This window comes from Microbacterium sp. J1-1, assembly GCF_024498615.1.
Lineage (GTDB): Bacteria > Actinomycetota > Actinomycetes > Actinomycetales > Microbacteriaceae > Microbacterium > Microbacterium aurugineum.
On the sequence record NZ_CP089590.1, the window covers coordinates 1,218,802 to 1,243,714 of the forward strand.

Annotated in this window: 26 protein-coding genes; 14 read left to right on the top strand and 12 right to left on the bottom strand. The window is 68.3% G+C overall.

The annotated features are described in order from the left end of the window. The first annotated feature begins 53 nt into the window (after window positions 1–53). Window positions 54–620, top strand: coding sequence for a LemA family protein (locus LRQ07_RS05750; protein WP_029262976.1), 567 nt, complete (start codon window positions 54–56; stop codon window positions 618–620). Window positions 621–668: 48 nt separating this feature from the next. Here LRQ07_RS05750 and LRQ07_RS05755 read toward each other — a convergent pair whose 3' ends face one another. Both LRQ07_RS05755 and LRQ07_RS05760 read right to left on the bottom strand, forming a co-directional pair. Continuing rightward, window positions 669–1,583, bottom strand: coding sequence for a hypothetical protein (locus tag LRQ07_RS05755; RefSeq protein WP_256536103.1), 915 nt, complete (start codon window positions 1,581–1,583; stop codon window positions 669–671). Further along, window positions 1,580–2,836 carry a winged helix-turn-helix domain-containing protein gene (locus tag LRQ07_RS05760; RefSeq protein ID WP_256536104.1) on the bottom strand — a complete coding sequence of 419 codons (1,257 nt, stop codon included), beginning with the start codon at window positions 2,834–2,836 and terminating at the stop codon, window positions 1,580–1,582. The genes LRQ07_RS05755 and LRQ07_RS05760 overlap by 4 nt, the downstream gene beginning before the upstream one ends. Before the next feature lie 89 nt (window positions 2,837–2,925). On the opposite strand from LRQ07_RS05760, the gene LRQ07_RS05765 reads away from it, so the two are divergent. Both LRQ07_RS05765 and ilvA read left to right on the top strand, forming a co-directional pair. Next, window positions 2,926–4,122, top strand: a complete 1,197-nt coding sequence (locus tag LRQ07_RS05765) for an AI-2E family transporter (protein WP_131493498.1) — start codon at window positions 2,926–2,928, stop codon at window positions 4,120–4,122. Further along, window positions 4,119–5,348, top strand: coding sequence for a threonine ammonia-lyase (gene ilvA / locus LRQ07_RS05770; RefSeq protein ID WP_047523205.1), 1,230 nt, complete (start codon window positions 4,119–4,121; stop codon window positions 5,346–5,348). Before LRQ07_RS05765 ends, ilvA begins: the two co-directional genes overlap by 4 nt. Before the next feature lie 85 nt (window positions 5,349–5,433). On the opposite strand, the gene greA is transcribed toward ilvA, so the two are convergent. After that, window positions 5,434–5,922, bottom strand: a complete 489-nt coding sequence (gene greA / locus LRQ07_RS05775; RefSeq protein WP_047523206.1) for a transcription elongation factor GreA — start codon at window positions 5,920–5,922, stop codon at window positions 5,434–5,436. Between the two features lie 97 nt (window positions 5,923–6,019). Next, window positions 6,020–6,406, bottom strand: a complete 387-nt coding sequence (locus tag LRQ07_RS05780; protein ID WP_047523207.1) for a DUF4307 domain-containing protein — start codon at window positions 6,404–6,406, stop codon at window positions 6,020–6,022. Window positions 6,407–6,474: 68 nt separating this feature from the next. Here LRQ07_RS05780 and LRQ07_RS05785 point away from each other — a divergent pair, with 68 nt between their 5' ends. Continuing rightward, the gene (locus LRQ07_RS05785) at window positions 6,475–6,780 is read left to right on the top strand and encodes a hypothetical protein (protein ID WP_232762245.1); all 306 of its coding nucleotides are present in this window, start codon (window positions 6,475–6,477) and stop codon (window positions 6,778–6,780) included. Between the two features lie 42 nt (window positions 6,781–6,822). Here LRQ07_RS05785 and trhA read toward each other — a convergent pair whose 3' ends face one another. Further along, entirely contained in the window at window positions 6,823–7,554 is a 732-nt protein-coding gene (gene trhA, locus LRQ07_RS05790; protein ID WP_052193639.1) for a PAQR family membrane homeostasis protein TrhA, read from the bottom strand. A gap of 97 nt (window positions 7,555–7,651) precedes the next feature. Here trhA and LRQ07_RS05795 point away from each other — a divergent pair, with 97 nt between their 5' ends. The 4 genes from LRQ07_RS05795 to LRQ07_RS05810 all read left to right on the top strand — a co-directional run bounded on the left by LRQ07_RS05795 (window position 7,652) and on the right by LRQ07_RS05810 (window position 12,260). Further along, window positions 7,652–8,431 carry an isoprenyl transferase gene (locus tag LRQ07_RS05795; protein ID WP_134353981.1) on the top strand — a complete coding sequence of 260 codons (780 nt, stop codon included), beginning with the start codon at window positions 7,652–7,654 and terminating at the stop codon, window positions 8,429–8,431. 39 nt (window positions 8,432–8,470) lie between these two features. Next, window positions 8,471–9,601 (top strand): aminotransferase class V-fold PLP-dependent enzyme, encoded by a 1,131-nt coding sequence (locus LRQ07_RS05800; RefSeq protein ID WP_232762244.1) that lies wholly within the window; start codon window positions 8,471–8,473, stop codon window positions 9,599–9,601. Window positions 9,602–9,760: 159 nt separating this feature from the next. Beyond that, window positions 9,761–11,143, top strand: coding sequence for a PhoH family protein (locus tag LRQ07_RS05805; RefSeq protein ID WP_131493506.1), 1,383 nt, complete (start codon window positions 9,761–9,763; stop codon window positions 11,141–11,143). Between the two features lie 286 nt (window positions 11,144–11,429). Then, window positions 11,430–12,260 (top strand): endonuclease domain-containing protein, encoded by an 831-nt coding sequence (locus LRQ07_RS05810; protein ID WP_256536105.1) that lies wholly within the window; start codon window positions 11,430–11,432, stop codon window positions 12,258–12,260. A 199-nt stretch (window positions 12,261–12,459) separates the two neighbouring features. On the opposite strand, the gene LRQ07_RS05815 is transcribed toward LRQ07_RS05810, so the two are convergent. The 5 genes from LRQ07_RS05815 to xseA are packed head-to-tail and all read right to left on the bottom strand — an operon-like array spanning window position 12,460 to window position 16,755. After that, the gene (locus LRQ07_RS05815; protein ID WP_047523211.1) at window positions 12,460–13,881 is read right to left on the bottom strand and encodes a class II fumarate hydratase; all 1,422 of its coding nucleotides are present in this window, start codon (window positions 13,879–13,881) and stop codon (window positions 12,460–12,462) included. Then, window positions 13,878–14,552, bottom strand: a complete 675-nt coding sequence (locus LRQ07_RS05820; RefSeq protein WP_047523212.1) for a carbonic anhydrase — start codon at window positions 14,550–14,552, stop codon at window positions 13,878–13,880. The genes LRQ07_RS05815 and LRQ07_RS05820 overlap by 4 nt, the downstream gene beginning before the upstream one ends. Beyond that, window positions 14,549–15,202 carry a DUF4245 family protein gene (locus tag LRQ07_RS05825; RefSeq protein WP_248539998.1) on the bottom strand — a complete coding sequence of 218 codons (654 nt, stop codon included), beginning with the start codon at window positions 15,200–15,202 and terminating at the stop codon, window positions 14,549–14,551. The genes LRQ07_RS05820 and LRQ07_RS05825 overlap by 4 nt, the downstream gene beginning before the upstream one ends. Next, on the bottom strand, window positions 15,199–15,441 hold the full coding sequence (locus LRQ07_RS05830) for an exodeoxyribonuclease VII small subunit (RefSeq protein WP_047523214.1): 243 nt from the start codon (window positions 15,439–15,441) through the stop codon (window positions 15,199–15,201). The genes LRQ07_RS05825 and LRQ07_RS05830 overlap by 4 nt, the downstream gene beginning before the upstream one ends. A gap of 36 nt (window positions 15,442–15,477) precedes the next feature. Next, window positions 15,478–16,755, bottom strand: coding sequence for an exodeoxyribonuclease VII large subunit (xseA, locus tag LRQ07_RS05835; protein ID WP_256536106.1), 1,278 nt, complete (start codon window positions 16,753–16,755; stop codon window positions 15,478–15,480). Window positions 16,756–16,846: 91 nt separating this feature from the next. Here xseA and LRQ07_RS05840 point away from each other — a divergent pair, with 91 nt between their 5' ends. From LRQ07_RS05840 to LRQ07_RS05855, 4 genes are all read left to right on the top strand, one after another. Beyond that, window positions 16,847–17,899, top strand: coding sequence for a 4-hydroxy-3-methylbut-2-enyl diphosphate reductase (locus LRQ07_RS05840; protein ID WP_374199068.1), 1,053 nt, complete (start codon window positions 16,847–16,849; stop codon window positions 17,897–17,899). Window positions 17,900–17,901: 2 nt separating this feature from the next. Beyond that, a complete protein-coding gene (locus LRQ07_RS05845) occupies window positions 17,902–18,690 on the top strand; it encodes an IclR family transcriptional regulator (protein WP_232762239.1) in 789 nt (262 codons plus the stop codon). 258 nt (window positions 18,691–18,948) lie between these two features. Next, window positions 18,949–19,488, top strand: a complete 540-nt coding sequence (locus LRQ07_RS05850; RefSeq protein ID WP_256536107.1) for a DUF6264 family protein — start codon at window positions 18,949–18,951, stop codon at window positions 19,486–19,488. Window positions 19,489–19,518: 30 nt separating this feature from the next. Then, window positions 19,519–20,769, top strand: a complete 1,251-nt coding sequence (locus tag LRQ07_RS05855) for a hypothetical protein (protein ID WP_256536108.1) — start codon at window positions 19,519–19,521, stop codon at window positions 20,767–20,769. Window positions 20,770–20,849: 80 nt separating this feature from the next. Here LRQ07_RS05855 and fbaA read toward each other — a convergent pair whose 3' ends face one another. Then, the gene (fbaA, locus tag LRQ07_RS05860; RefSeq protein ID WP_047523221.1) at window positions 20,850–21,878 is read right to left on the bottom strand and encodes a class II fructose-bisphosphate aldolase; all 1,029 of its coding nucleotides are present in this window, start codon (window positions 21,876–21,878) and stop codon (window positions 20,850–20,852) included. Window positions 21,879–22,063: 185 nt separating this feature from the next. On the opposite strand from fbaA, the gene glpX reads away from it, so the two are divergent. Beyond that, window positions 22,064–23,050, top strand: coding sequence for a class II fructose-bisphosphatase (glpX, locus tag LRQ07_RS05865; RefSeq protein ID WP_047523222.1), 987 nt, complete (start codon window positions 22,064–22,066; stop codon window positions 23,048–23,050). Between the two features lie 203 nt (window positions 23,051–23,253). Next, complete coding sequence (locus LRQ07_RS05870) at window positions 23,254–23,544, top strand: hypothetical protein (RefSeq protein WP_047523223.1); 291 nt, start codon at window positions 23,254–23,256, stop codon at window positions 23,542–23,544. A gap of 30 nt (window positions 23,545–23,574) precedes the next feature. Here LRQ07_RS05870 and LRQ07_RS05875 read toward each other — a convergent pair whose 3' ends face one another. After that, window positions 23,575–24,864, bottom strand: coding sequence for a DNA recombination protein RmuC (locus LRQ07_RS05875; protein ID WP_256536109.1), 1,290 nt, complete (start codon window positions 24,862–24,864; stop codon window positions 23,575–23,577). Window positions 24,865–24,913: the final 49 nt, after the last annotated feature.

The following is a 24,913-nucleotide window of genomic DNA, read 5'->3' on the forward strand; positions in this document are numbered from 1 at the left end:
CGTGCAGGGTGCGCGTCTAGGATGGGAGAAACACGAGGAAGGGTGGGCCTCTGATGGAATGGCTCGTGCCGGTACTGATCGTTGTCGGAGTGATCCTGCTCGCCGGCATCTATCTGTGGGCCACGTACAACTCGTTGGTGCAGCTCAAGGTGCGCGTCGATGAGGCGTGGAGCGGGATCACGGTGCAGTTGAAGCGACGAGCCGACCTCATCCCGAACCTGATCGAGACCGTCAAGGGCTACGCCTCCCATGAGAAGGCGGTCTTCGAGAACGTCACCCGTGCGCGCGCCGAGACGCTCTCGGCCGGTGGACCCGGCGAGGCGGGCATCGCGGAGGGGCACCTGCAACAGGCCCTGCGCAGTCTGTTCGCGGTCGCCGAGGCATACCCGCAGTTGCAGGCCAGCACCAACTTCCTCCAGGTGCAGCAGGCACTCGTCGACACCGAGGACAAGATCCAAGCCGCGCGCCGGTTCTACAACGGCGGTGTGCGCGAGCTCAACACCAAGATCAAGGTTTTCCCGAACAACCTGTTCGCGAAGGGGCTGGGCTTCACCGAGCGCGAGTTCTTCGAGGTCGCCGACAGCAGCGCGATCTCAGAGCCGCCTCGCGTGCAGTTCTGACCTCGCGTACAGTTCTGACCTCGCGTGCAGTTCTGACGGAGAGCGCACTCACCAGACGGACAGCACCAGGCCCTCGTCGGTGAAGGTCACGTCTCCGCGCACGCCCCAGGAATCCGTCCGGTACGTCGTGGTGCGCGCCGTGCCGTCCTGACCGGTGCCGACCAGCGTGGCGACGAGTGCCCCGCCGTCGGCGCGGAACCCGGTGCCGTCGAGCGTCACATCCGGCAGTTCTTCCACGCGGTAGCGGAACTCCGACACCGCGCGAAACTCGGTGCCCCACGGGATCCGGATTCCGCACCCCTCGGGTGCCGCGTCCGACGACGTCGTGCACGCCGTGAGGTAGTCGTCGAGTTGCTTCTGCGCCGCGACCGTCGCCTCCGGTCGGAGCGTTGCCTCCACGGCGAGCTCCGACTCTTCGCCGGGGAGCACCACCAGCGCGCTGCGGCCGTCGAGCAGTGCGACCGGCGCGGGGGCGACGGAGTAGGCGGCAGGGAGCAGGGACGCCTTCTCTGCGGCGGGCAGGGCCTGCTCGCCGACCGCGACGAAGGAGCCGATCGTGGTCGTGGGTGTCACCGTGCCCAGGCCGGACGCGTCGACGGTCCAGCGTCCGCCGACAGCCGTCAGAGACAGCTCTGCTGTGTGTTCCTCACCGTCGAGCACGAACGAGATCCCCACGGTCGCTTCTTCACCGTCGCGGGCGCGTCGGTCGTCGCTCGCAGATGTCACCGCGGCGTCTTCGATGACACCGGTCGCGGCGGCGAACGCGGTGAGAGCCTCGGTGGAGACGTCGACTCCCGTCGCCTCGACGGCATCGGGATCACCGGATTCGAGCGCCCGGAGATAGCTGATGGCGGCATCCGCCGGCGTCGGGGAACCTGAGGTCGACTGCCAGATCCAGACGGCGGCAGCCACGAGCACGACTCCTGCGGCTCCGCCGATCATCCACCACCGAGCCCGACTCACGTCGCGCCCTCCCTGACATGTGCGTGCCGCCCGACGGAGCCACCGGCCCCGACCAATGCGCCGTGCACCTCGGCGGTGGCGTCGCCCCAGCCCGACACCGACACGTGCTCGAGACCCTGCCAGTGCGCGGCGAGCATCAGTTCGGCGGCGATCGCATCGGCATCCTCGGGACGGGCGTGGGGTTCCCACCAGGCGGACTGCACCTGAAGGGTGGAGGTGGCGCGATCGGCCTTGAGATCGACGCGCGCGACGATGCGGTCGCCCACGAGGACCGGGAGCGAGTAGTAGCCGAACCGACGCTTCTCGGCGGGCACGTAGATCTCGATCCGGTAGTCGAGGTCGAAGATGCGAAGAGCGCGCTCGCGGAACCAGACCACCGGATCGAACGGAGTCAGCAGGGCGGCCGCGTCGACTCTGCGAGGGAGCACGGCGTCACGGTGTCGCCAGGCGGGGAGCGGGCGTCCGCCTCGTTCCCATCCGCGGACGTGCACCGGGATCAGCTCGCCCTCGTCGACCAACGCGGCGATCGATCGCGCGATGGTCGCGCGATCGCGGATCCGGTAGTAGTCGGCGAGGTCGGACTGCGTCGCGACGCCGCTCGAGCGGGCGGCACGGCGCGTCAGCTCGAGGATCGCGTCGGCGCGCGAGACCTCCTGCGAACGGATCGGGTCGGGGATGACCTGCTCGGCAAGGGCGTACGTCCGCTCGAAGCCCTTGCGCCCACTGACGGCGACGTCACCTGTGCGCCAGAGGTGCTCGAGCGCCAGCTTGACCTCGTCCCAGTCCCACCAGGTGCCTCGTTCGCGGGGCGCGTCCGCGCGGAGGTCGGCGGGGCGCAGCGGACCTCGGGAGCGCAGTTCGTCTTGCACCCACGCCACGGTGCGGGCGTTGCGACTCGGCCAGGAGTCTTCGTCCGCCCAACGCCGACGGAAGTCCTCCATGCGAAAACGCCAGAGCGGCCAGTCCGCGATCGGGATGAACGTCGCCTCGTGCGCCAGGTACTCCACGTAGTGCGTGGTGCGGGAGAGGAAGACCCGGTCCAGGAGAGTGGGGTCGTAGTCGCCGAGACGGGAGAACAGCGGCAGGTAGTGGGAGCGCGCGAACACGTTCACGGAGTCGATCTGCAGCACGCCGAGACGATCCATCACCCGATGCACGTGGCGCGCAGCGACCGACGCGGGTCGTGCTCGCGTGAAGCCCTGAGCGGCCAGCGCGATGCGGCGCGCCTGGGTGGCGCTGAGGGATTCGGTCACGTCGTCAGCGTATCGCCGGCGTCCGACATCGCGGTCCCGGCGGTGAAGGATGCGTCCAACGGCATACGGCATGACCGTAGACTTGGGCGATGAGTGAGGATCAGCGACCCCGGCTGCGAGATCTCTTCCGTCCGCGCCCGGTCTCCACGGACCGCACCGTGACGACCGAGGCCGACGAGGCGGTACCGCTGCCACTGCGGATCACGGCGAGCTACGCGTGGCGTCTGCTGCTCATCGCGGCGGCGATCGGCGTCTTCATCTGGCTGGTCATGCTGCTCAAGCTCCTGGTCATCCCGCTCATGGTCGGCATCCTCATCACCGCTCTGCTCTGGCCGGCGTTCTCCTGGATGCTGCGTCACGGCGTCCCGCGCTGGTTGGCGATCACGCTCTCCCTCATCGGCACAGCCGCCGTCGTCACGGGGCTGATGTGGCTGGTGGTCTGGCAGGTGCGCGCTCAGCTCCCTGACGTCCAGGCGCGATCGACCGAGGCGTTCGATCAGTTCCAGGTCTGGCTTCACGAAGGTCCGCTGAAGCTCTCCGACACGCAGATCGCCGACTACCTGCAGCAGGGACTCGATTTCCTCACCGAGCAGACCCAGGCCCTCTGGACGGGCGCTCTCGCCATCGGCACGACCGTCGGGCACGTCGCCACCGGCGCACTGCTGTCGCTGTTCATCCTCATCTGCCTGCTCGCCGACGGTGCGGGCATCTGGCGGTGGACGGTCAAGATCTTCCCGCGCAAGGCACGGCCGGCGGTCGATGGAGCTGCGCGCAACGGCTGGGCCACGATCGTGAACTACGCCCGCACCCAGTTGTTCGTGGCGACCATCGATGCGATCGGCATCGGGCTCGGAGCCTTCCTGCTCCAGGTGCCCCTCGCCCTTCCCGTCGCCGTCCTGGTGTTCCTCGGCTCCTTCATCCCGATCGTCGGTGCCGTCGTGACCGGCGCCGTCGCCGTCTTCCTCGCGCTCGTCTACAACGGTCCCTGGATCGCGCTGTGGATGCTCGTGGTCGTGCTGGCCGTCCAGCAGATCGAGGGGCACATCCTGCAGCCGATCATGATGGGCTCGGCGGTCAAGGTGCACCCTCTCGCCGTCGTCCTCGTGGTCGCGGGCGGCGCGATGATCGCGGGAATCCCCGGAGCCCTCTTCGCCGTCCCGTTGGCGGCTTTCGTCAACGTCGCGGCGGTGACCATCAGCACGGGATCCTGGCGCACCGGCGCGGGCCCGAGCGGAGACCTTATCTGGAGCACAGTACCGCGCGAGCGGAGACGGAGGAATCGATGAGCGAAGTCCCCAGCCTGACCGAGTTCGAGCACGCAGCTCAGAGTCTGGCTGAGGTGATCTCGCACACGCCGACGCTGCCGTCGCGAGCGCTGTCGGACATCCACGGCAGCACGGTCCTGCTCAAGATGGAGAATCTTCAGCGCACGGGTTCCTTCAAGATCCGCGGCGCCGCGTACCGGCTGTCGCGGCTGAGCGCTGAGGAGCGCTCCCGCGGTGTCGTCGCCGCCTCCGCGGGCAACCATGCCCAGGGTGTCGCCCTCGCCGCCCAGGCCCTCGGGATCCCGGCCACGATCTTCATGCCGCTCGGCGTTCCCGTGCCCAAGCTCCTCGCCACCCGCGGGTACGGCGCAGAGGTCGTGCTGGAGGGGGAGACCGTCGCGACCTCGCTGCGACTGGCGGCGGAATTCTCCGAGCGCACCGGGGCCGTGCTGATCCACCCGTTCGACCACCGCGACGTCGTGATCGGACAGGGAACGCTCGGCCTTGAACTGCTGGAGGATGCGCCGGACGTCGACACGGTCGTCCTCGGCATCGGGGGAGGCGGTCTCATCGCGGGTGTCGCCGCGGCCGTGAAGGCCCGAGCCGCCGAGCTCGGGCGGACAGTCCGCATCATCGGTGTCCAGGCGGAGAACGCCGCCGCCGTGCCGCCGTCGCTCGCGGCGGGGGAGCCGGTCGACATCGTCACTCGTCCGACCATCGCCGACGGCATCCTCGTCGCCCGTCCGGGAGCCGTCCCGTTCGAGATCATCAAAGACCTCGTCGATGAGGTGGTCACCGTCTCCGACGATGATCTCGCGCGGGCTATCCTCATCCTGCTAGAGCAGGCGAAGGTGGTGGTCGAACCCGCCGGTGCCGCAGGTGTGGCGGCGATCCTGGCCGGCAAGGTCTCCGGAACGGGAACGACGATGGCGGTGCTCTCCGGCGGCAACATCGACCCGCTCCTGTTGCAGCGTGTGGTCTCTCACGGCCTCGCGGCCTCCGGCCGGTACCTGACGATCCGGATTCCGCTCCCCGACCGGCCGGGGCAGCTCGCTCGAGTGTCGGAGCTCATCGCCGAAGCCGGGGCGAACGTCATCGAAGCCATGCACACGCGGCACGGCCACGGACTCCAGATCAGCGACGTGATCCTGGAGCTCAGCGTCGAGACACGGGGACCCGAGCATTCGGAGCACACGCTCGACACGCTGCGTCGCGCCGGGTTCGCGCCCATCCTCGTCCCGGATTGAGCACGAGGGCCCGGATCCTCCGCGCCCCCCCACGCAGAAGCGCCCCCGCGTCCGAGAGGATGCGGGGGCGCTCTTCGACGGTGCGTCAGCCCGTGTAGGTCTCGACGTTCACGATCTCGACGTCGATGCTGCGTCCGTTCGGTGCCTCGTACGACGACTTCTCGCCGACCTTGAGGCCGAGGATCGCCTGGCCCAGCGGGCTGGCCTCGCTGTAGACGTCGAGGTCGCCGCCGGAAGCGATCTCGCGGCTGCCGAGGAGGAAGACCTCTTCGCCGCCGGCCACGAGCGCCGTGACGACGGTGCCGGGCTCGACGATCCCGCGGCTGGCCGGAGCTTCACCGACCTTGGCGGTCTTCAACAGGCCCTCGAGGGTGCGGATGCGGGCTTCTTGCTTTCCCTGCTCGTCTTTGGCGGCGTGGTACCCGCCGTTCTCCTTGAGGTCGCCTTCTTCGCGGGCCGCCTCGATGCGCTTGGCGATCTCATCGCGACCGACGGTCGACAGGTGCTCCAGCTCGGCGACGAGCCGGTCATACGCCTCCTGCGTGAGAAAGGGGACCTGAGCATCGGTGGACATGGCGAAGCTCCTTCTTTCGGGATCCCACCGACATGCTGCGGGGGATATGCCAAGACGCCCCGGCACGGTGCCGGGGCGTCGTCTGTCTGGCAAGAGTCTAAGCGACCCAGCAGGTGTTCACCAAACCTGTCGTGGCCTGCGCGACGGTCGGGATGGTGACCGAGACGGCCTGGGAGTGGCTGTCTCCGGCGGCGATCTCGACGATCTTCCAGCCCACCACACCGAACTCCTCGTCGAGTGCTTCGAGGGCGCACACCACGTCCTTGCCCTGCACGCCGGTGACCTGGAAGCTCACATCGACGGAGTACTCATCGACGAGGGTGAAGCCGAGGTCGTCGGCGTCCACCGAGGCGATCGACTGCGATACGGTCATCCAGCTGAAGGCACCGATGACCACGAGCGCGACAGCGCCACCGATGATCCACGGCAGCCGACGCCGTCGCGTTCGGCCATAGCGTTCGTCGAGCTGCTGTGCGGTCGTCACTGGTGGGTCTTCCCGGTCGTTAGGCTGGTGTTACCAGGTTATGCGACCTGCGCACGAAAGGCCGATTCATGCTCGCTCTGACCGAGACCCCGATGCCGACGCCATCCATGACCGTGGCTCCGGAGGCCGTCACGCCGGGCTTCATCGGCTTCGCCGCGATCGTCGTCGTCGTGATCGCGGTGATCTTGCTGATCTGGGACATGAATCGTCGCATCCGCCGGGTCCGTTACCGCGACGAGGTGCGGGAAGAGCTCGACGCCGAGGAAGCCGCGCGAGCCGCGGCCGCAGGGGAGGGCGGCACGTCCGCTCCGGATTCGCCCTCACCCGATGGGACGAGCACCCGCGACGGGGACGACCACCCCCCGACGCGCTGAGAGACCCTGCGTGGCGGATGGGGGAGCCGCACCACGCAGAGGCTACGGCGCGCCCAGCGAGGGCGACAGCGGGGCGAGGGTGATGAGCAGACACGCGGTCCAGTGGCAGAGGAACGCGAGCACCGTGCACACATGGAAGATCTCGTGGAAGCCGAAATGGCCGGGCCACGGATTGGGCCTCTTCAGCGCGTAGACGACGGCGCCGCCCGTGTAGAGGAGGCCGCCGACGATCACCAGCACCATCATCGCGAAGTTCGCGTTCATGAGGTCGACGATGTACATCACCGCTGCCCAGCCGAGCAGCAGGTAGAGGGCGACGTAGAGCCAGCGCGGGGCGTTGATCCAGAACACGCGGAAGAGGATGCCCACCAGAGTTCCGCCCCAGACCACGCAGAGCAGCAGCAGGCCCTTGTCCGGGGGCAGCGCCAGTGTCGCCAGGGGAGTGTAGGTCCCGGCGATCAGCAGCAGGATGTTGGCATGGTCGATCCGCTTCAGGACGACCTTCACCCGGGGGGACCAGTCGAACCGGTGGTAGAGGGCGGAATTGCCGAACAGCAGCAACGACGTGAGCATGAACACGGCGGACGCCCATTTCGCCGGGGCACCGTCGGCCACGATGATCAGGACGATGCCCGCGGCGATGGCCACCGGGAAAGTGGCGGCGTGGATCCAGCCGCGCCAGGTCGGCTTGATATCGACCGCAGCATCCACGGCGGCGGCTTCGAGAAGCGGCAGCTGGGGGACATCGGGACCGGACTGCTCGGGTGTGCTCACGTGCTCACTCTAAGCCGCGTGGCATTCCCTGCAGGGCACATATCCTCAGCATCCGCACACGGTGGCCGAGAGGTCGGCACGATAGTGTAGCGGGGTGATATCACGCGAGAATCCGGTGCGGGGACCGCTGTATCGGCTCTACACCAGTCGGCTGCGTCGCGATCTCGATCCTGCATCGGTGCCGCATCATGTCGCGATGATGATCGACGGCAACCGGCGCTGGGCGCGTCAGCTCGGGTACGCCACACCTGCCGAGGGATATCGGGCGGGCGCGGCGAAGATGCACGAGTTCCTCGGCTGGTGTGACGAACTCGGCGTGCGTGTCGTCTCGCTGTATCTGCTCTCCAGCGACAACCTGCGAAAGCGGGACTCCGCCGAGCTCGCCGACCTCATCGAGATCATCGCCGAGCTGGCGGAAGCTCTGTCGCAGGAGGGGAACTGGCGCGTCAAGCACGTCGGACGATCCGACCTCCTGCCGCCGGAGCTCGCGCGCGTGCTCGCAGAAGCGGAGGAGCGGACGAAGGGTCACAGCGGACTCCACGTGAACCTCGCGGTCGGGTACGGCTCACGCAACGAGATCGTCGACGCGGTGCGGAGCATCATCACCAAGCACGAGGCCTCGGGCGGCACGCTGGAAGACCTCGCCGCCCAGCTCACCCCGGAGATGATCGGCGAGCACCTCTACACCGGAGGACAGCCCGATCCCGATCTGGTGATCCGGACGAGCGGCGAGCAGCGGCTCAGCGACTTCCTGCTCTGGCAGAGCGCGCACAGCGAGTTCTACTTCGTGGAAGCGCTGGGGCCCGATCTCCGGCAGGTGGACTTCCTCCGTGCCATCCGCGACTATGCCGACCGCGACCGCAGATACGGCCGGTGACCGTCCGCGCGATGCACGGCGCCGTGCCACAATGACGCAGTGAGCACTTTCCAGGACTACGTCGACACCTTCGACAATGAGTCCGGCTATCTGAACTGGGCCGCCTTCGGCCCGCTGTCGCCCTCCGTGCGCGAAGAGGTCTTCGCCGACGCCGACCTTCTCGGCAGCGGCCGCCCGTCTTCGCTGTCGCTCGTCGCCGAGCGGATCGGCCAGGCACAGGAGCTCGTCGCAGAACTCCTCGGCGGCGAGTCGGATGACGTCACGCTCCAGCCCTCGTCGACCCACGGGCTCATGCACGCCCTGTACGGGCTCAAGGGCGCCGTCATCGCGAGTACGGCGGAGTTCCCCAGTGTCAGTCTGACCGTCGAGCGGGCCGCAGCGGCGTCGGACCGCGCCGTGACGCCGCGATGGATCACCCCCGCAGACGGACGCGTGACCACCGACGCCGTCGCCGAGGCGCTGGACGACGACGTGGTCGCGCTCGCCGTGAGCCACGTCGACTTCCGAACGGGCTATCGGGTGGATCTCGCGGCACTTCGTGAGCTCATCGGCCCCGATCGCCTGCTCATCGTCGATGCCGTCCAGTCCTTCGGCATCATGGACGTCGACTACGGCCCGGCCGATGTCGTGGTGGGCCACGGCTACAAGTGGCTGCGCGCCGGGAGGGGCAGTGCCTTCGCGTGGTTCTCGCCGCGAGCGCGGGAGCGGATCACGCCCGTGCTCTCCGGGATCACCGGGACCACCGCGACCGGATTGTTCGTCGACGAGCTCCCGGCGCCGGCGGCATCGGCGCGGGCGTACACGGTCAGTCAACCGGACACGCTCGCCGCCGGCCGACTCGCGATCGGTGTCCGGGATGTGCGGGATGCCGGCGTCGCCGCGATCGAGGCGCGTCTCGCCGAGCACGTCGACACCGTGATCGAGATCGCCGATCGTCACGGCATCGAGGTGAGCTCGCCGCGGGAGCGGGGAGAGCGGGCGGGTATCGTCGCCCTCGAGCCGGACGAACCGGCGCGTCTCGCCGCTGCTCTCGCGAACGCCGGTCTCGTGGTGACGGCACGCGGCTCCTCGGTGCGTCTCGCGCCGCACGCGGGAACCGATGCGGCCACTTTCGAGCTCCTCGATGAGGCGTTGCACGCATTCGGCAACGAGACGTTCACCAGCACGTAACGAAATCCACTGGCGTGTCGGTGTCGGGTACGCGCGCTCACGGTCGTACGTTCTAGGCATCGGGCAAGGCGCCCGGTCGGGTCGGCCTCAGGTTGACGACTCGTGACCCCCTGGTCGACTCGTTCGAATAGCCGGGATTCCCCGGGTCGGGAGTGGGTCGTGACCACACGTACAGCGCAGCAGGCCACCAGCACCGCGCAGCAGTCCACCCGTAAGACGACGAGACGCGCATCATCCGCGGAGCCTGATCAGGATCTGCGGACGTATGTCCTCGACACCTCGGTCCTGCTGAGTGATCCGCAGGCGTTCTTCCGGTTCGCCGAACACTCGGTCGTCCTTCCGGTCGTCGTGATCACAGAACTCGAGGGCAAACGTCACGACCCGGAGATCGGGTACTTCGCACGCCAGGCGCTGCGACACCTCGACGACCTGCGCATCGAGCACGGGCGACTGGACTTCCCGGTCGAGGTCGGTGAAGGTGGCACGCTTCGCGTGGAGCTCGCGAACACCGACTCCTCGGTCCTCCCGGCAGGCATCCGGCTCAGCGACAACGACACGCGGATCCTGTCCGTCGCCATGCACCTCGCGCAGGACGGGCAGGACGTCACGATCGTCTCCAAGGACCTCCCGATGCGCGTGAAGGCGGCGTCGCTGGGGCTGCGCGCCGAGGAGTACCTCGCCGAGCAGGCCGTGGACTCCGGCTGGACCGGCATCTCGACGCTCGACCTCTCCGGCGACGACATCAGCGACCTGTACGAGAGCGAGGTCGGCATCAGCGAGGAGGCGCGGGGCCTTCCGGTCAACACGGGCCTGATCATCCACTCCGAACGCGGCTCCGCGCTCGGACGCGTCACCGGGGACGGCGAATACCGACTGGTGCGCGGCGACCGCGACATCTTCGGGATGCACGGTCGCTCGGCCGAACAGCGGATCGCGATCGACCTGCTCCTCGACCAGGAAGTCGGCATCGTCTCTCTCGGCGGTCGGGCCGGCACCGGCAAATCGGCACTCGCGCTGTGCGCGGGTCTCGAAGCGGTGCTGGAGAGGCAGCAGCAGAAGAAGATCATCGTGTTCCGGCCGCTGTTCGCCGTGGGCGGGCAGGAGCTCGGCTACCTCCCCGGGGACCAGGGCGAGAAGATGGGACCGTGGGGGCAGGCGGTGTTCGACACGCTCGGCTCGGTCGTCTCCGGCAACGTCATCGAAGAGGTCATCGAACGCGGATTGCTGGAGGTGCTGCCGCTCACCCACATCCGCGGTCGTTCCCTTCACGACGCATTCGTGATCGTCGATGAAGCGCAGTCGCTCGAACGCAACGTCCTCCTCACGGTGCTGAGCCGGATGGGCCAGAACTCGCGAGTCATCCTCACCCACGATGTGGGCCAGCGCGACAACCTCCGCGTCGGCCGGCACGACGGCATCGCCAGCGTGATCGAGACGCTGAAGGGACATGACCTCTTCGGGCATGTGACCCTGACACGCTCCGAGCGTTCGGCGATCGCAGCCCTCGTCACCGAGCTCCTGGAGGGTGGAGAGCTCAGCTGACGACGGGCGACAGCGGATGCCGCGCGGACTGCCCCGCGGCATCCGCTGTCGTGTGTGCGGGGACCGGGTGGGGGTGGGGGAGGGACGGTTGCATGACGGATTTCCGGATGCATGACTGTTCGCCTGAGTGAGGTCATGCGGGTGTGCGATCCTCCGGCGTCTGAGCTCTCGAAGAGCTCGTGCTTCCGCGGAGTCCTTTCCTGCACAGTTGCCGACCTCGCGCCGCGTCCCACCGCCCTCGGGATGGTGGACGAGAGGCGTCGTCCGCCGGGGTGAGGATGACTCGATGATCGACGTTGTGTTCATCCTCAAGCACCTCGGGGGAGTCGCGCGCGGAACCACGCTCCAGGGATTCGGGTGTTCGCGTTCACGGCTCTCCGCGGAGTGCAGATCAGGCCGCATAAGCCGCGTGCGACCGGGAGTGTTCGCGTCGGGGGAGGCGTCCGACCAGGCGATCACGGCGGCGGCTCACGGCGGTGCCCTCACCTGCGGGAGTGCGCTGCGTGCGAGAGATGTGTGGACGCTGGAGGAGCCGACCCAGGTGCATGTCTGGATGGGGGTCGGCGGTCGGCGACATCACCCGCCGTCATGCGGTTGCATCGCACATTTCACCCCCGGTCGTATGGATCTCGGCGTCGCTCCGATCGACGTGGCGCTGGTGCACGCCTTCACCTGCTACGGAGCGGAGTTCTTCTTCGCCGCGTACGAGTCGGCGTGGAACAAGAGGATGTTGAGTGCTGCCGCGCGAGCGAGCATCCGCGCCCGGCTCCCACTGACAGCACGTTGGCTCGTCGATTTCGCGCGCCCCGATGCCGAGAGCGGTCTGGAGTCCCTGATTCGGCTGCGGCTCCACCTGATGGGCATCGAGGTGCATGTCCAGGTCGCCATCACCGGCGTGGGGCGGGTGGACTTCGTGATCGAGGGCCGGGTCATCCTCGAAGCGGACGGACGCGAGAACCACGCCGGATCCGCGCACCGTCATCGAGATCTCTTAAGAGACGCGAGGGCCTCCGACCTCGGCTTCGAGACGCTCCGTTTCGACTATGCGATGATCCTGCACTCGTGGGACGTGGTCGCGGCCGCGGTTCTGGCTGCCTTGGCGCGAGCGCGGGCGTGAATTCCGCTCACCTGCATGAGGTGCGAGCAGATGCATGACCAGCAGCGCCGGATGCTCATGCATGTGACGGCGGCTCATGCACCCGTACCGGGAACCAGGGACGGAGGGCCGGAGCCCCGGAGCAGAAGCCCGAAACGGTGTCCGCAAACCACGGATGCCGCGAGGAACGTGTCCTCGCGGCATCCGGAAATCGCTCGGATCAGCCCGGGTGGGTCATCGAGAGGAGGTCGAGCTTCTCGTCGAGCTGCTCGAGGGTGAGGTCGCCCCGCTCGACGTAGCCGAGATCGATCACGGCGTCGCGCACCGTGATGCCCTTCGCGACCGAGTGCTTGGCGATCTTCGCCGCCGCCTCGTAGCCGATGAGCTTGTTGAGGGGGGTGACGATCGACGGGCTCATGCCGGCGAAGGCGGCGGCACGCTCGACGTTCGCCTGCAGGCCGTCGATGGTCTTGTCGGCGAGCACCCGGGAGGCGTTCGAGAGCAGGCGGATGGACTCGAGCACCGCCGTGCCCATGACCGGGATCGCGACGTTGAGCTCGAAAGACCCGGAGGCCCCGGCCCAGGCCACGGTCGCGTCGTTGCCGATCACTCGGGCGCACACCATGAGGACGGCCTCGGGGACCACGGGGTTGACCTTGCCAGGCATGATCGAGGAGCCGGGCTGCAGGTCGGGGATGTGCAGTTCGCCGAGACCCGTGTTGGGGCCGGAGCCCATCCAGCGGAGATCGTTGTTGATCTTCGTGAGCGAGACGGCGATCGTGCGCAGCGCGCCGGACGCCTCGACCAGACCATCGCGGTTGGCCTGTGCCTCGAAGTGGTCCTTCGCCTCGGTGATCGGCAACTCCGTCTCAGACGCGAGCAGCGCGATGACCTTCTGCGGGAAGCCGAGCGGGGTGTTGATGCCGGTGCCGACAGCCGTGCCGCCCAGGGGAACCTCGGCGACGCGGGGGAGGGCGGACTGCACGCGCTCGATGCCGAGGCGCACCTGGCGGGCGTAGCCGCCGAACTCCTGGCCGAGGGTCACAGGCGTCGCATCCATGAGGTGCGTGCGGCCGGACTTGACGGCGTCCTTCCACAGCTCCGCCTTCGCCTCCAGCGCGACGGCGAGGTGGTCGAGCGCGGGGATGAGCGTGTCGATGAGCGCCTGAGTCACGGCGATGTGCACCGAGGTCGGGAACACGTCGTTCGACGACTGGGAAGCGTTCACGTGGTCGTTGGGATGCACGGTCGCACCGAGGATGCGGGTCGCGAGAGTCGCCAGCACCTCGTTCATGTTCATGTTCGACGAGGTGCCGGACCCGGTCTGGTAGGTGTCGACCGGGAACTCACCGTCGTGGGCACCCGAAGCCACCTGGTCGGCAGCCTGGGCGATCGCGTCGGCGATGGCACCGTCGAGCGTGCCCAGCTCCTTGTTGGCAAGGGCGGCGGCTTTCTTGATCCGGGCGAGCGCGGCGATCTGCGTCGACTCCAGACCCTTGCCCGAGATCGGGAAGTTCTCCACGGCCCGCTGCGTCTGCGCCCCGTAGAGCGCGTTGACGGGCACCCGCACCTCACCCATGGTGTCGTGCTCGATCCGGTAGCCCTGCGAGCTCTCGCCGCTGCGCTGGTCGTTGTCGGTCATTCCGAACCCTCCTTGGTCACGGGGCTGTTCCCCTCGGTGTCGATGCCGACCGTGATCACCGGCGTCGCGGTGCCCTCGGCCAGACGGTAGTTCGCGCCGACGAGGCCGAGACGACCTTCGGCGACGGCGTTGCTGATGATCTCGGAGGACTGCAGCAGGTCGTTCACGGTGTTGCGGAGGTGCTCGCGTCCGACGAGCTCCGAGTCGATGTCGGCGACCGTGCCGCCGCCGCTCTCGGCGAGGACCTTCCGCGCGGCGGGCACGATCGGCGCGACGAGCTTCCAGATGTGCGGCGGGAGAGGAGCGGCATCGATCGCCGTCCCGTCGATCGCGGCGCGGACCGCTCCGCACGAATCGTGCGCGAGGACCACGATCAGCGGAACCTCGAGGACGGCGACCGCGTACTCGAGGCTCGCGACGATCGACTCGCCCATGACCTGACCGGCGTTGCGCACGACGAACAGGTCGCCGAGACCGAGGTCGAAGATGATCTCGGCCGCCAGGCGGGAATCCGAGCAGCCGAAGAGCGTCGCCACGGGGTGCTGCGCCGCGGCGAGATCCTTGCGCCGTACCACGTCCTGGTTCGGGTGCCGGGGCTCGTCCGCGACGAATCGACGGTTGCCGTCCAGCATCTGCTGCCAGGCTGCGGAAGGAGTCAAGGGGTGCGTCATGAGGCCTCCGAGAGTGAACGGATCTGTGGGATCAGCGACTCCGCGAGCTCTGCCGTGGAATCGGGCGAGCGCGAGCCGTAGAGCAGGATGTAGTCGTCGCCGGCCTGGGTGCCGATGGCGTAGGTGACGTTGGCGTTCGAATCGGCGTTGCCCGGCTCGTAGACGTCCCAATCGAGGCCGCCGATGCGGACCGTGTCCGTGGGGGCGATGCCGTTCAGGCGCTGCGGAGCCCAGGACGCATCGGCGTCGAAGGCCTGAGCGACCTTGATGAACCCGCGTTCGTCATCGGCGGACGGGGCCAGCGTGACCTCCCAGACGACGGTGGCACCGCCGAGCAGCTTCGCGCTGTTCGCCCGCCAGAAGTCGCCCAGTTCGGGAACGAGCACGGGGCTGTCCATCGTGGATTCCACACCCGCGGCGATGCCGGCGACGTCGATCGGCTCGGGCTCGACCGGCTCACCACGGGGGACGGCGAGGATGATCACGGCGACCACGGCGACCGTCACGAGGAGGGCTGCGATGAGGTTCCGGAACGTCTGACTCGAGCGATACGCCTTGCTGGAGGCGGCTTTGCGCGCTGCGGTCTCGTCCGGCGTCTCCGGGCGACCCAGCTCCGCGATGATGGGCGGCTGCTTGGTCTGCTTGCTCATGACTCCGCGCCCGAGGTCTCGGTGGTGGATGATGCGGCCCTGGCTTCTTCCAGACGGCGCTTCGCGCCCAGGAGCCATTCCTCGCACCGGGCGGCCAGCGCCTCGCCACGCTCCCAGAGCGCGAGCGAGTGCTCGAGGGTCGGTGACCCCTGTTCGAGTTCGGCGACGACCTTGACGAGCTCGTCACGGGCTGCCTCGAACGACAGCGTGTCCACGGGGGTGTCGTTGAGGGCGCTCACTCCTCCATCCTACGTCGTGGGGCGTGGCGCTCCGGCTCAGGGGGACTCCGGGATCTCGCCCTCCGAACGCGCAGCGACGGAGCCGCGATCGACGGTGATCGTGAGGGCGCTGCCTGCCGGGGCATCGGCGGCGTCGCGCAGAATCACGCCGCCGTCGAGGTGGGCGATCGCGTAACCGCGCGCGAGCGTGGCCGCGGGGGAGAGCGCGCGGAGGGAGGCACGCAGCTCCCCGGTCCGCCGACCGGCGGAATCGATCTCCCGGGTCACGGTGTCGCGCCCGCGCGAGAGCAGCAGCCACAGCTCTTGGGAGCGGGCGTCGATGATCGGATCGGGGGAGCGCAGGACAGGGCGCGAGCGGAGCTGCTCCAGTTGCGCGATGTCGTGCGAGAGGCGCTGGGTGAGGCGCGTCGTCGCGCGCGAGCGCAGCTGGGCGATGAGGGCACGTTGCTCACCCACGTCCGGCACGACGCGTTTCGCCGCATCGGTCGGCGTCGATGCGCGCAGGTCGGCGACGTCGTCGAGCAGGGGATGGTCGTTCTCGTGTCCGATCGCGCTGACGACCGGGGTGGAGGCAGCGGCGACGGCGCGGATGAGTCGCTCGTCGCTGAAGCCGAGGAGGGTCTGCGGGTCGCCGCCGCCCCGAGCGATGATGATCACGTCGACGTCCGGGTCGGCGTCGAGCCGTGCGAGCGCGGCGAGGGTGTCCGGCACGCACCGGTCGCCCTGCACCGCGGCGTATTCGGTCCGGAACCGGACCTGGGGCCAGCGGAGCTCGGCGTTGCGGTGCACGTCCTTCTCGGCGTCCGACCGCTCACCCGTGATCAGCCCGATGACGTGGGGGAGGAAGGGCAGGCGCTGCTTGCGGGCGGGGTCGAACAGGCCCTCCTGGCGCAGCTGGACGCGGAGCTTCTCGAGGCGTTCGAGCTGATCGCCCAAGCCCACGTGCTTCATCGCCGAGACTGTGAAGCTGAAGTCTCCTGCCTTGACGAAGTAGTCGGCTTTCACCGCGGCCACGACGTGATCGCCGATGCCGATGTCGGAGGGGATGCGCCCGCGAACGCTCGACCACACACGGATCGAGATCTGGGCGTCGGACCGGGTGTCCTTCAGGCGCGCGAAGACGTTGCCGGCACGCACATTCCAGGAGGTGATCTCCCCTTCGACCCAGACCGTGTTCCAGCGCGCGATGAAGTCGCGGATGGTCGAGTTGAGGCGGGTGACCGAGGTGGGTGCGTCGGCCGTGGAGTCGCGCGGGGCGACGGAGTCGGCGGGCGGAGTCTCGCCCTGTCCCGTCGTCGCTTCGAAGACTGTCATCCGCTCCCGCTCCCGTCTGGAGTCTCCCCGGCCCCGCACAGCTGTGCGGCGGTAGAATTCAGGGGTGACTTCGACTGCCGTTCATCTTCCCATTCCCCGTCTCCCTCGAGTGCGGGCGGCGGCCGGGCGGCTTCAGGATAACCCGGTGGTCGGACGCAAGCGGGTTCTGCTCGCCGCACCGCGCGGCTATTGCGCCGGTGTCGACCGCGCCGTGGTGGCCGTCGAGAAGGCGCTGGAGCGCTACGGAGCGCCTGTGTACGTGCGCAAGCAGATCGTCCACAACATCCACGTGGTGACGGAACTCGAGGAGAAGGGCGCGATCTTCGTCGAAGAGGTCGACGAGGTCCCCGAGGGCGCACACGTCGTGTTCAGCGCCCACGGTGTCTCCCCGGCGGTCGTGAACGCAGCATCCGACCGCGGCCTGCACGCGATCGACGCCACCTGCCCCCTGGTCACCAAGGTGCACCGTGAGGCCGTGCGCTTCGCACGGGACGATTTCGAGATCCTGCTCATCGGCCATGACGGGCACGAAGAGGTCGAGGGTACGGCGGGAGAGGCTCCCGAGCACGTCACGGTCGTGAACTCACCCGAAGAGGCCGACACGGTTGTCGTGAAGGATCCGAACAAGGTCGTCTGGCTCTCGCAGACGACTCTCTCGGTCGACGAGACCATGGAGACGGTCAACCGTCTGCGCACGCGCTTCCCCGAACTGCACAATCCGCCGTCCGATGACATCTGCTACGCCACGCAGAACCGCCAGGTGGCCATCAAGAAGGTCGCTGCGGGCGCCGACCTGGTGATCGTCGTCGGGTCGTCCAACTCGTCCAACAGCGTGCGCCTGGTCGAGGTGGCCCTCGAATACGGCGCCAAGGCCGCGTACCGGGTGGACTACGCCGAGGAGATCCAGCAGGAGTGGCTCGACGGGGTCGAGACCATCGGGGTGACCAGCGGGGCGTCCGTCCCCGAGGTGCTCGTGCGCGAAGTCCTCGACGCGATCGGCGACGCCGGCTACCGTGACGTCGAAGAGGTGAAGACGGCCGAAGAGGATCTGATGTTCTCCCTCCCCAAGGAGCTGCGTCAGGACGCCGCGGGCAAACGCGACGAGCGGGCGCTCGGCGGTCGCACAGCTGGAGGAGGCGCGTAGCGTTGAGCGCCGCGGAGGCGGAGCCCACCCTCATCGGGTCGGTGCAGCGCGCTCTGCGGTTGATCGACATCGTCGCGAACTCTCCCCGTCCGCTGCCTGCCAAGATGCTCGCGGCGATCACGGGGCTGACGCCGGGCACGACCTACAACCTCGTGCGCACCCTGGTCCATGAGGGCTATCTGAACGCCGAACCGGACGGGCTCGTGCTCGGTGCGCGATTCCCCGCCTTCCAGCAGCAGGTCGATTCGCGGGGCGTCTTCCTCGCACGCGTCCGTGCGGCTCTTCGCGACGTGACGGAGGTCGTGGGAGCCACCGCCTACCTCTCCCGTTTCCACGACGGTGAGATGCACCTCGTCGACATCGTCGATGCGGTCCGCAACCCGCGGGTCGAGCTGTGGGTGGGTTTGCAGTCCAGTGCCCACGCGACGGCGCTGGGCAAGCAGATCCTCGCGGACCTCCCGGATGACGAGAGGCTCGACTACCTGTCGCGACATCGCCTGGAGGAGCTCACACCGCGCACGATCAGCGATCGCCGGACCCTCTTGACGCAGCTGGAGCACTCCCCGGGGTGGACGGTGGATCAGGAGGAGTACGCGATCGGCGCGACGTGTGTGGCCGTGCCGGTGATCGCGCCCGGGGTCACCGCTTCCTTGGCGATCTCCCTGCCCACGGACCGCGCCGTGGTCGACCGCGCGCTCGTCACGACGCTGCAGCGCGAGGCGCGGCGACTGTCCCTGCAGCTCGGCGCCGCTTCTCTCGATGGCGATGCAGGCCCGGAGTTCACTATCTGAACAGAGACCTCTGGTGCCGCGGCATGCGTTTTCCTATGATCAGGGGAGTAGCGCCATACGAGATCGCTACTGATCGTCCGAGCGTCCCCAGCGCAGGCGGTCACTATGGATGAGAAGCGTCCCCAGCGCTTCACGTCCGCGGCCCCGAGGAGTCCCCACTTCTCCGGGGCCGCTATCGTCTCCGGGTGTGATGCGGTGTCACGCCGTCCGGCCGCTTCGCTGTGAGCTGTGCGAAGCCGGGACGGTTAGCATGGCGGGATGACCGATCAACGTCCGCAGTACGGCGAACTCGCAACGCCGGAGGAGCAGCGCCGAGCCGCCGGCTTGCCGCCGCTGGACGAGGTCGCCGTCGCGCCGCCGACGCCTCCCGTCGCACCGACCGCCGCCGCTGCGTCCGCGGCACCGGGTGATGGCCCGACCCCGCGTCGGCGCTCCGTGGATCGGCTCGTGACGATCGCGCTTCTCGCGTACGGCTTGGTGAACGTCATCGTCACGGGACTGTCGTATCTCGACCTTCCGAACGTGATGAACGAGACCATGAGGATCCTCGGCATCGACGGGGAATTCACGAACTTCGCGCAGGGACGCACGTGGGGCACGATCGGTGCGATCGTCCTGGCCGTCGGGTGGGCGATCACGGCTGCACTCTCCATCCGTCGCCTGCGTCGCGGGCGTCTCACATGGTGGCTGCCGATCGTGGGCGCGATCGTGACGGGGATCATCGTCTCGCTGTGCATCGCCGTCCCGATGATGAGTGACCCGGCGTTCACGGCCTACCTCACGTCGGTCGGGCCGTAGCGGCTGCCGACGCCCCGGTACTGTCGAAGGATGCTTCAGAACAGCTTCGGCGTCCACATCTCTTCTGCGTCCGTCGATCGCGGCGATGGCTCCGACCCTCGGTCGCTCGCGCACGACATCCTGGCCGGACTGCGGGTCCCCGCGGGCGTGCGGGATGCGGAGGACGAGTGGGATGACCACTCCGCCGCCCTGCTCGCGATCCCGGTGACGGACGATGGGCACGTGCTGACGCTCACCGAGGAGGACCGGATCGCGTCGACGCTCTCTGTCGCCGACCTGCGTGAGGCCTTCCGATCTCAGGGTCTCACGCTCTGGCTGGAGGACGGCACCGAGCCTGACGACGACGGAATCGACGCCGAAGACCCCGAAGACGTGGGAGACGAGGAAGACGAGGACGATCTGGAAGACGAGGAGCTCGACTCGAATACCTCGCCCTTCACCCTCCCCACCGTGCAGGTCTGCGCGTTCTCGCATCGTGGTCCCGCCGTCGCGCGCCTGCTCTCGTCGATTCGTCGGACGGTGGTGGATCACCAGGAGTCCGGGGAATGGTCTCTCCAGCAGTTCGAGACCTCGGAGCCGACGGGAGACTGGACCACCTCCCGGGCGGAGCTGCCCGTGATCGAGCTGAACCGCGTCGACTCCGACGCCTGGATCGAAGTGACGCCACCGAAGGGAGGCCCGATCCCGTTCTGGATCGATGCCGAGCGCGGCACCCGACCCGTTCTCGACATCGAAGCCATCCGTATCCCCGAGACGGCGGAGATCTGCCGACGGCTGCTCGCTGAGGGGGACGGAAGCCGTGATGAACTCCTCGAGCTCGCCGCGATGGTGCGGCTCGATGTGGATGCGGCCCATCGCGCGCTGATGCCGGAGTCGCTGGGGGGAGTGGTCGGTACCGAAGCTCGTCAGCGTGCGTTCCTGGCAGCGTTCGGGATCGCGCCCGACCTGATCGATGCGGCGTTCGGCGGTCAGACTGCGCGTCCGAACCGACGGTTCCTTCCTCTGGGGCCGTGGGCGACGGTGCGGGAGACGGCCATCGCCGGCGTCGGAGAGTTCACGGCTCTGACCCGTCGGGACCGACCCCTCGCGCGCCTCGGAGAAGCGATTCGGCGGCGGCCGGTGGTCGGGCTCGCGCTGGCACTGGCGGAGTTCACGGCCGGAATGTGGCTGACCTCACGGACGCGCGGACGCGGCAGGTCATTCGGCGTCCTGCTCGTGGTGGACGCGCTGATCGATGTCGCGATCTGGATCACACGCATCCGTCGCGGACGCCAGGGATAGGTCTTCCGGCAGCCGGACCGGCACCCAGACGAGAGATGCCCCGGCCGTCGCGGCCGGGGCATCTCTCTCCACGCGAAAGGTCAGCTCTGGGACTGACCGTACGAGCCGAGCTGACGGGTCGACTCCACCACGCGGGCGGCCATCGCCGTCTCCGCGATCTTGCCCCAGGCACGCGGGTCGTACTGCTTCTTGTTTCCGACCTCGCCGTCGACCTTGAGCACGCCGTCGTAGTTCTTGAACATGTAGTCGGCGATCGCGCGCGTGTATGCGTACTGCGTGTCGGTGTCGATGTTCATCTTGATCACGCCGTTGGCGACAGCCAGCGCGATCTCGTCATCGGTGGAGCCGGATCCGCCGTGGAAGACCAGGTCGAGCGGCTTCGCGCCCGTGTTGTACTTCGCCGCGACCTGCGCCTGGATCTCACCGAGGAGCTCCGGGCGAAGCTTCACGCCACCCGGCTTGTACACACCGTGCACGTTGCCGAACGTGAGGGCGGCGATGTACCGGCCCTGCTCGCCGAGGCCGAGCGCCTGCACAGCCTGGTCGACGTCGGCGAACGTGGTGTAGAGGGCTTCGTTCGAGCCCTCGTGCTGCACACCGTCCTCTTCGCCGCCCACGACGCCGATCTCGACCTCGAGGATGGCGTTGATGTTCTTCATGCGGGGGAGGAGGTCCTTCGCGATCTCGATGTTCTCCGCGAGGGGAACCGCCGAACCGTCCCACATGTGCGACTGGAAGATCGGGTTGCGTCCTGCCTTGACCTCTTCCTCGGAGGCGGCGATCAGCGGCTCCACGAAGCCGGCCAGAGCGTCTTTCGGGCAGTGGTCCGTGTGCAGAGCCACCGTGACCGGGTAGTTCTTCGCCACCTCGGTGGCGTATCGGGCGAACGCGAGCGCACCGGTGGCGCGGGCCTTGACGGTGTGGCCGGCGAAGTAGTCGGCACCGCCGGTGGTGACCTGGATGATGCCGTCGGAGCCGGCCTCGGTCAGCCCCTGGAGGACGGCGTTGATCGTCTGCGAGCTCGAGACGTTGAAAGCGGGGTATGCGAAGCCGCCGGCCTTCGCGCGGTCGAGCATTTCGGCGTACTGATCCGGGGTGGCGACGGGCATATGAACTCCTGCGGTAGGTGAAGCCGGGACAGGTGCCACTCTATCGGGGCGCATACGGACTTGCCGCCGACGTGACGGGGCGCGGGCGGCCCAGCTTCTGCGGTGACGTTAAGAATCGAGATTCCTTCGTTGTCACGGGCAGGAAAACCGGGTAGTTCCGCTTCTTCGGTCGCTAGGCTGACCGCATGGTGAGTCTGACAGCGGATCTGAGCCCTCTTCGTCCCGATCGAAACCTCGCGATGGAGTTGGTCCGTGCGACCGAGGCCGCAGCCATCCGCGCGGTCCCCTTCATCGGGCGGGGTGCGAAGGAAGCCGCGGACGGTGCCGCCGTCGATGCGATGCGCGCGTTCCTCGGCACCGTCGACTTCCAGGGCCGCGTCGTGATCGGTGAGGGCGAGAAGGACAACGCGCCCATGCTCTTCAACGGCGAGGTCGTCGGGACCGGCCGCGGCCCGCTGTGCGACATCGCCGTGGATCCCATCGACGGCACCTCGCTGACCGCAGCCGGTCGGCAGAACGCACTCTCCGTGATCGCGGTCTCCGACCGGGGGACGATGCTGGACGCCTCCTCCGTCTTCTACATGGACAAGCTGGTCACGGGACCCGCCGGCGTCGGAGTCGTCGACATCCGCCTTCCGATCGGCGAGAACATCCGCAAGCTGGCCGGTGCGCTCGACAAGCCCGTCGATGAGATCGTCGTCTCCGTGCTCAACCGTCCGCGTCACGAGCGGTTGATCCAGGAGATCCGCGATGCCGGGGCCGGTACCCGCCTGATGAGCGACGGCGACGTCGCCGGCGGGATCAACGCAGCTCGGCACGATGCCCGCACCGACATGTGCGTCGGCGTCGGGGGGAGCCCGGAGGGGATCGTCACCGCGTGCGCCATCAAGGCCCTGGGTGGACACATCCAGGGACGCCTCTGGCCGCGCGACGACGAGGAGCGCCAGCGGGGGATCGACGCCGGCCTCGACATGGACAAGGTCTACGAGGCCGATGATCTGGTGCAGGGGAGCAACACGATCTTCGTCGCGACCGGAGTCACAGACGGGCAGCTCGTCGCCGGGGTACGGCGTGAGCGGGGCTACGTGTACACCGAGAGCGTCGTGCTTCGCGGTGCCTCCGGAACACTGCGTCGTATCGCCTCGGAGCACCTCGTCTCGAAGTGGCTCTGAGCTTGCGTGTCCCCGGTTTCCGCCCGGTCTGAGGCCGCGGCCTCGCGGTGACGGCCGCGCGGCGCATCGGGGCATCGTTATCGAGCCGGTATCGGTTCCGAGTGGCGTGAGCCACGCTTTCGGGAGCGCCGTGTCACAATTGTCACTGGGTTTGTCGCCGTGGACGGAGCCGCAAGGCACCGCAGGCACAGGAGGGCGAACGGATGACAACGCAGCACACGAGCGGCTCGAAGGCCGCCGCGACGAAGATAGTCACCACGAACACGGGGCGTATTCTCCGGGTGAGTGCCGATGCCGAACCCGGCCTCGGTGTCACTCCTCCCGTGACACCTCCACCCGCAGCTCTGGTGGATCCCGCGCGTCGCGCTGACGTCCTGTTCCGGGTCCGCCGCGACGAGGGTCACGAGATCAGCGCGTGGTGGATGATCGGAGCCTTCCTCGCGACCAGCGGTCTGGTCATCCTGCTTCTCAGCGGCGTCCCCGGCATCGCCTGACCTCTTCTGTCGCACCCCCGACGCGCTCGGTCATGGCGTCGACGTCTCGTCGCCTGCCAGGCGCGCTCGCACGTCGCCGACGTCAGCGGTGACTGCCGAGGCGCTCACGCGGTCCACTGTGACATCGGCGCTCTCGGGAAGATCGTCTGCGGCGAGCAGCTCGGGAGCCGTGAAGCGGCGTGCGCTCGCCGCGGTCGACGGGGGCACGGAGGCGAGCGCGGTTTCGTCGACCCCCGGGAACTGTCGGGCCGTGACCAGCACACGCGTCTCGAGGGAGCCGGCGAAGCGGTTGTAGCTGTCGACCGTCCGCTCCAGAGCGCGGCGCAGATCGTCGGCGTGCCCGGCGAGGGTTCCCAGGCGGTCGTACAGCTGCGTGCCGAGCGCGAGCAGGGTGCGGGCCTCGGTGGACACTTCCTGTTGCGTCCAGGTGAAGGCCACCGTCTTCAGGACCGCCCACAGGTTGACGGGTGACGCGAGTGCGACGCGGCGGCTGAATGCGTAGTCGAGCAGCGTCGGATCCTCATCGATGGCGGCAGCCAGAAGCGACTCGCTCGGCAGGAAGCAGATCACGAACTCCGGGCTCGCGTCGAGGCCGGTCCAGTACGCCTTCTTCGCCAGCGCGTCGATGTGCGCGCGGACTGCCTTGACGTGCTTCTGCATGTGCGCGCGGCGCTGTGATTCGTGTGCGTCTCCCTGCGGAAGTGCGGAGGCCTCGAGATAGGCGTCGAGGGGCACCTTGGCATCGACGGCGATCGAGCTGCCGCCCGCGAGACGGATGACCATGTCGGGTCGCCCCTGTCCGCGGTCGGAGGAGATCGTCGCCTGCAGGTCGAAGTCGATGTGCCGAGTGAGGCCGGCGGCTTCGACCACACGGCGGAGCTGCGTCTCGCCCCAGACGCCGCGGGTGGCGGTCGAGCGCAGGGCTCCCGCGAGTGATTCCGTGGTTGCCCGCAGCGCCTCGTCGGACTCCTGAGCACGACGCAGCTGCTCCTCGAGCGTGCCGAACTGCGCGTGACGCTCCCGCTCGATCGCGGCGACCTTGGTCTGCATCTGCTGCAGACTCTCCCGCACCGGCGCGAGGGCGGTCAGGACGGCATTCTGCTGCTGGACTCTCTGGGCTTCGGCGCGCTGCTCGGTCCTGGCATGCTCGACGGCGTCGCGGTAGAGGTCGTATTGGCGGTCACGGTCGTCGCGCGCAGCCGCGAGTTCGGCCTGCGCACGGGCGAGCTCCGCGGCTCCGCGGCCGGCCCGCAGCAACCAGCCCACCGTGACGCCCGCCGCGAGGGCGACGAGGACGAGAACGACAGAGAGTGCATCCATGTGTTCATGATGCTCCCGGCGTCCGACATTCCGCGGTCGACGCGCATAG

Bases quoted from the DNA above. Each gene is read 5' to 3' on its own strand.
- greA (WP_047523206.1), bottom strand. From the start codon at position 5,922: ATGTCCACCGATGCTCAGGTCCCCTTTCTCACGCAGGAGGCGTATGAC.
- LRQ07_RS05875 (WP_256536109.1), bottom strand. From the start codon at position 24,864: ATGGATGCACTCTCTGTCGTTCTCGTCCTCGTCGCCCTCGCGGCGGGC.
- LRQ07_RS05765 (WP_131493498.1), top strand. From the start codon at position 2,926: ATGAGTGAGGATCAGCGACCCCGGCTGCGAGATCTCTTCCGTCCGCGC.
- glpX (WP_047523222.1), top strand. From the start codon at position 22,064: ATGGTGAGTCTGACAGCGGATCTGAGCCCTCTTCGTCCCGATCGAAAC.
- xseA (WP_256536106.1), bottom strand. From the start codon at position 16,755: ATGACAGTCTTCGAAGCGACGACGGGACAGGGCGAGACTCCGCCCGCC.
- LRQ07_RS05850 (WP_256536107.1), top strand. From the start codon at position 18,949: ATGACCGATCAACGTCCGCAGTACGGCGAACTCGCAACGCCGGAGGAG.
- LRQ07_RS05825 (WP_248539998.1), bottom strand. From the start codon at position 15,202: ATGAGCAAGCAGACCAAGCAGCCGCCCATCATCGCGGAGCTGGGTCGC.
- LRQ07_RS05855 (WP_256536108.1), top strand. From the start codon at position 19,519: ATGCTTCAGAACAGCTTCGGCGTCCACATCTCTTCTGCGTCCGTCGAT.
- LRQ07_RS05870 (WP_047523223.1), top strand. From the start codon at position 23,254: ATGACAACGCAGCACACGAGCGGCTCGAAGGCCGCCGCGACGAAGATA.
- fbaA (WP_047523221.1), bottom strand. From the start codon at position 21,878: ATGCCCGTCGCCACCCCGGATCAGTACGCCGAAATGCTCGACCGCGCG.
- LRQ07_RS05785 (WP_232762245.1), top strand. From the start codon at position 6,475: ATGCTCGCTCTGACCGAGACCCCGATGCCGACGCCATCCATGACCGTG.
- LRQ07_RS05815 (WP_047523211.1), bottom strand. From the start codon at position 13,881: ATGACCGACAACGACCAGCGCAGCGGCGAGAGCTCGCAGGGCTACCGG.
- LRQ07_RS05820 (WP_047523212.1), bottom strand. From the start codon at position 14,552: ATGACGCACCCCTTGACTCCTTCCGCAGCCTGGCAGCAGATGCTGGAC.
- ilvA (WP_047523205.1), top strand. From the start codon at position 4,119: ATGAGCGAAGTCCCCAGCCTGACCGAGTTCGAGCACGCAGCTCAGAGT.
- LRQ07_RS05750 (WP_029262976.1), top strand. From the start codon at position 54: ATGGAATGGCTCGTGCCGGTACTGATCGTTGTCGGAGTGATCCTGCTC.
- LRQ07_RS05810 (WP_256536105.1), top strand. From the start codon at position 11,430: ATGATCGACGTTGTGTTCATCCTCAAGCACCTCGGGGGAGTCGCGCGC.